We start from the raw sequence: 4,938 nt of genomic DNA, 5'->3' as shown, positions 1-4,938 counted from the left end.
GCAACCGGTTTTTCACCGGTGCCGGGCAGGCTGATGCCGATGTTGGCGTGCTTGCTTTCACCGGGGCCGTTTACCACGCAACCCATCACCGCTACGGATAATTCTTCAACGCCCTGGTATTGTTCACGCCAGCGGGGCATCTGCTGGCGCAGATAACTTTGTATATCCATCGCCAGTTGCTGGAAGTAGGTGCTGGAGGTGCGACCGCAGCCGGGACAGGCCACTACCCTCGGTGTGAAGGCGCGCACCCCCATTGATTGCAGAATTTCCTGGGCGACCACTACTTCCTGGCAGCGATCGCCGCCCGGCTCCGGAGTCAGGGAGATGCGAATAGTATCGCCGATACCCTGTTGTAACAGCACCGCCAGTGCGGCAGTGGAGGCGACGATGCCCTTTGAGCCCATGCCGGCTTCGGTCAGGCCCAGGTGTAACGGGTAATCGCATTGTGCCGAAAGATCCTGATAGACGCTGATCAGATCCTGTACGCCGCTCATCTTGCAGGAGAGAATAATCTTGTCGTGCGGCAGCCCCAGCTCTTCGGCCTGCTGGGCACTTTCCAGGGCCGAGGTGATTACCGCCGCGTGCATCAGCGCGGTCGGTTCGCGCGGTTCGGGCAGTTTCGCATTCTCGTCCATCATGCGAGCCAGCAGGCTTTGATCCAGCGAGCCCCAGTTGACACCAATACGTATCGGCTTTTCGTAATGGATGGCCATTTCTATCATGCGGGCGAATTGCTCGTCGCGTTTTTTGCCCTTGCCCACATTACCGGGGTTGATGCGGTACTTGGCAAGCGTGGCGGCGCAGTCGGGATAATCCTTGAGCAGCTTGTGGCCGTTGAAATGAAAATCGCCCACCAGCGGAGTTGTGCAATCAGCCTGATCCAGCGCCTCGCGAATCTGCGGGACCGCTGCGGCGGCCTCGGCGCTGTTGACCGTAATGCGGACCAGTTCGGAGCCGGCCTGACTCAGTTCGCGGACTTGCTGGACCGTGGCAGCCACATCGGTGGTGTCGGTATTGGTCATCGACTGCACCACAATCGGGGCATCGCCCCCTACTGTGACGTGGCCGACCTGGACAGGGATCGTGCGCTGGCGTTGAACGTGTTTACTCATGTAATTTGCAAGCCATTGACAGCAAAGACAAGATCATATCATATCCATTTTACACCAGCGGGACCTGTGACAAAATGCGCCTGCGCCTGCGCCTGCGCCTGCGCCTGCGCCTGCGCCTGCGCCAGTGGCAGTCCCGTGGTCGAACTGGCTACTCTCGAATACACCAAAAGCACCGAACTCACCAGGGACACCGACATATTTCATTATTCGGTACTTTCGGTGGCTTCATTTGCAGGCCATCTGCCCGGGGTAATTTGCCGGAGTCGGACAATTTCCACACAATCGCTCATACAAAAACGGTGTAAACCCTATATAATAGCGCCCGAAATTCGGACAGCAACGCAATTGATACAGGGGACAGGAAATGGCAAAACAAAAGGCAGGCAAAAAACCGACCATGGCCGATCAGGCGGACCGGCATGTGTTATATCAGAAGTCGGTGCAGGCCCCTGAAGCGGAAGTGACCTTTTTTGACCAGGTGTTCCCTGAACTGCGCGGCCGCAAGGCCCTGAGCATGAAAGAGGATTTTTGCGGCACCGCCTATCTGGCCGCCGAGTGGTGCAAGTCGGATCCGCAGCGCACGGCTATCGGAGTCGACTACGATGAAGAAACCGTCGAGTGGGGCCGCAAGCACAATATCGAGGCCGAAGGCGGCGATCTGACTGATCGCATTGCCCTGCACATCGACGACGTGCGCAACGTAACCGAGCCGCAGGTGGATATCGTTTGTGCCTTTAACTTCAGTTACTGCCTGTTCGAAAAGCGTGATGAACTGATCGAATACTTCAAAAAGGCCCGCGAGAGTCTGGTGGACGATGGCCTGTTGATTCTGGATCTGTTCGGCGGTACAGAGTGCGAGGACGTGCTGGAAGAGGAAACCGAGATCGAGGATGAACCGGCTACCTATGTCTGGGAACATGTTGCCTTCAATCCCATTGACCATCATATGAAATGCGCTATCCACTTCGACTTCGATGACGGTTCCCGTATGCAAAATGCCTTCACCTATGAGTGGCGTCTGTGGGCTATTCCTGAAGTGCGCGAGTTGCTCGAAGAAGCCGGCTTCAGTAAGTCACGTGTGTACTGGGAAAAATACGAAGAGAGCGATGAGGATGAGGACGAGTTGGAAGGCACCGGTGAATACGAAGAAGTGAGCGAAGTGGAAAACCAGGAATCCTGGATGATCTACATCGTCGCCGAGAAGTGAGAGTAATTATTAACGCAGAGGCGCAAAGACGCAGAGAAAAATTAATTATTTAATAAGATAGCACAGAGAATGGTAATACCATTATCTGTGTAAGAAAAAAGGCGCTTTCGCGCCTTTTTTGTTATGTGTGATGCAGGTCTGAGTCGGTGAGCAGTTTCCGCCATCGTCTCGTATAAAATGTTTTCCTCTGCGTCTTTACGCCTCTGCGTTGGGTTTGTTTATTCGTCCGCCGGCTCGGCGTGGTAGGGCTCTTCGCGGACGCGGTCGTGGATGTGCATGCGGTAATCGACAAATTTGCCTTTGTCGTGAAAGTGCATGAAGGGATTGCCCTGAATCTGTTCTTCCATGGTAGCGGTGGTCTGGTCCGCGTAGTTGTGGCCAGGCAGAGTGGTGGTATTGCCGGGGAGTTTGGCAAGCTTGTTCAGGGTGTCGTACATCTGTTCCGGGTCACCGCCGCTGAGATCGCAACGCCCGCACCCCCAGACAAACATGGTATCGCCGGTGATTAGCTGATCGTGAATATGATAACAGGCCGAGCCGGGCGTATGGCCGGGGGTATGCAGGGCCCGGATCTCTGTGTCACCGACCTTGATGGTATCACCGCCATGATGCAGGGTGGGCAGATCCAGGTGTTTACCCCAGAACTTGGCTTCGGGTTTGAGCAGGTGTAACTGGGCGTCGTATTGTTGTAGCACCTGTTCAACACCATTGATATGGTCGTGGTGGCTGTGGGTGAGCAGAATGTCAGTGATGTTGATACCGCGTTGTTCGGCCAGTGCCAGAATCTCCGGCACTTCCCAGGCTGGGTCCACCACGGCAGCCCGACCGCTGGTATGATCGGTGATCACGTAAATAAAGTTCTCCATCGGTCCAAGTTCCAGCGCGTCGATACTGTACTGCGCGTTGTTCACGATTTGCGTCATGGCCTGCCTCCTGTTCCATTCAATCGTCTCATCATAGGCCAATCACCCTGCCGGATAAAACCCACCCTCGGTGATGTTGTCCGGATTATCAAGGACAGGGCTTCGACCCTTACCCGGTAAACATCGATTATCGAGAGTACAGGTTCACTGCCTACACCGATAACAGCCGGATTCGGTGTCGTCGGCGTTTTTCAGTGGTTAGCGGCTATTCTCGGTTCTATGCGGGCTGTTGCCCGGTGAAAAACCGGCGTCACGGGCTTTTGCGGGGTTCGGATCCGGGCCGGGAAAGGGTAAACTGTCGGGCCGTTTGATTGATGGAGCAGGCATGGAACCGGATTTCTGGCACGAGCGTTGGGAGAATAACCTGATCGGGTTTCATCTCGACGAGATCAATCCTCATCTGCGCGCCCACTGGCACAGCCTGGCGGTCAGGCCGGGCGCCCGGGTTCTGGTGCCGTTGTGCGGTAAAAGCCTGGACCTGGTCTGGCTGGCCGGGCAGGGTTACGAGGTGATCGGTGTGGAAGTCAGTCCGAGGGCGGTTAAGGATTTTTTTGCCGAGAATCATCTACGCGCGACGCGCATCGAAAATCAGCACTGCGATATCTGGCGTGGCGAGTCGATCACTCTGTTGTGCGGCGATTTGTTTGCCCTGACAACGCAGGATACAGGGCAGATCGACGTGGTCTATGACCGGGCCTCGCTCATTGCCCTGCCATCGGACATGCGTCGCCGTTATGTCCAAACTCTCAATACTCTGGTGTCAATGTCAGCCCCGCATCTGCTCATCACTCTGGATTATGATCCCGCCAAAATGGACGGGCCGCCCTTTGCCGTGACTGATACAGAGATCCGGGAGCTGTACGAACAACACTATCAGGTCGACCGTCTGGAATCGGAAGACGTGCTGGCACAGAATGAACGCTTTCGTAAGCGAGGACTCGACTGGCTGCAGGAGTCAGTCTTTCGGCTGACGCCGCCAAAAAAGGCCTAAACTTCTCCCCGCGGGTAACCGATATAATCATGTCCATTTTAAGAAAAACAGAAACCGAGTCGCTATGAAACTGCCTGTCACTGCCGTCGTACTGTCTGTGGGACTGCTGTGGGGAATTGCTCCGCCAGTTCTGGCCGAATACTATTTATATCAGTTGCCCGACGGCTCGCGGGTCATCACCGATCGGCCCCAATTCGACAGGGCCCACAAGCTGGTGCGCAAAAGTGGCAGTCCGATCGGGCTGGGGCGCTATGCCGCCGGTCACAGCACTTTTAATACAGCGCCTGCTGCCAATTATCTACGCTTTGAAAACATTATTCATACCGTGGCCAACCGGCACAAGATTGACGCGGCGCTGATCATGGCGGTGATTCATACCGAGTCTTTCTTCAATCCCAATGCCACCTCGCACAAGGGAGCCTCCGGTCTGATGCAGTTGATGCCGGCCACTGCCGAGCGTTATGGCGTCACAGACCTCTACAGTCCACGCCAGAATATCGAAGGCGGTGTACGCTACCTGCGGGATCTGATGCAACGCTATCCCCGGCAACTCAAACTCGTGCTGGCCGCCTACAACGCCGGAGAAAATGCCGTTGACCGCTATCAGGGCATCCCGCCGTATCCCGAAACACGCAAGTATGTGAAAAAAGTGCTGAAAAAACACGCGTATTACAGTAACTGGCCCTAGACAACACAGGGACGAGG

5 protein-coding genes are annotated in these 4,938 nt (G+C 55.5%); 3 read left to right on the top strand and 2 right to left on the bottom strand.

The window, feature by feature from the left end; genetic code table 11:
• On the bottom strand, nucleotides 1-1,112 hold a 1,112-nt coding region (ispG, locus tag R6U90_RS07690), incomplete at its 3' end, for a flavodoxin-dependent (E)-4-hydroxy-3-methylbut-2-enyl-diphosphate synthase (RefSeq protein ID WP_410352087.1).
• 364 nt (nucleotides 1,113-1,476) lie between these two features.
• Here ispG and R6U90_RS07685 point away from each other — a divergent pair.
• A complete protein-coding gene (locus R6U90_RS07685; protein ID WP_410352086.1) occupies nucleotides 1,477-2,319 on the top strand; it encodes a class I SAM-dependent methyltransferase in 843 nt (280 codons plus the stop codon).
• A gap of 218 nt (nucleotides 2,320-2,537) precedes the next feature.
• Here the strand turns inward: R6U90_RS07685 and R6U90_RS07680 are convergent, their stop codons facing one another.
• Nucleotides 2,538-3,242 (bottom strand): MBL fold metallo-hydrolase, encoded by a 705-nt coding sequence (locus tag R6U90_RS07680; protein WP_410352085.1) that lies wholly within the window; start codon nucleotides 3,240-3,242, stop codon nucleotides 2,538-2,540.
• A gap of 325 nt (nucleotides 3,243-3,567) precedes the next feature.
• On the opposite strand from R6U90_RS07680, the gene R6U90_RS07675 reads away from it, so the two are divergent.
• Both R6U90_RS07675 and R6U90_RS07670 read left to right on the top strand, forming a co-directional pair.
• Complete coding sequence (locus R6U90_RS07675; protein ID WP_410352084.1) at nucleotides 3,568-4,233, top strand: thiopurine S-methyltransferase; 666 nt, start codon at nucleotides 3,568-3,570, stop codon at nucleotides 4,231-4,233.
• Between the two features lie 64 nt (nucleotides 4,234-4,297).
• Nucleotides 4,298-4,921, top strand: a complete 624-nt coding sequence (locus R6U90_RS07670) for a lytic transglycosylase domain-containing protein (protein ID WP_410352083.1) — start codon at nucleotides 4,298-4,300, stop codon at nucleotides 4,919-4,921.
• Nucleotides 4,922-4,938: the final 17 nt, after the last annotated feature.

It is taken from the genome of Thiohalophilus sp. (genome assembly GCF_046483665.1).
Taxonomy (GTDB): Bacteria; Pseudomonadota; Gammaproteobacteria; order UBA6429; family Thiohalophilaceae; genus Thiohalophilus.
The sequence above is the reverse complement of the archived record's forward strand: the minus strand, read 5'-3'. Positions and strand labels throughout refer to the sequence as shown.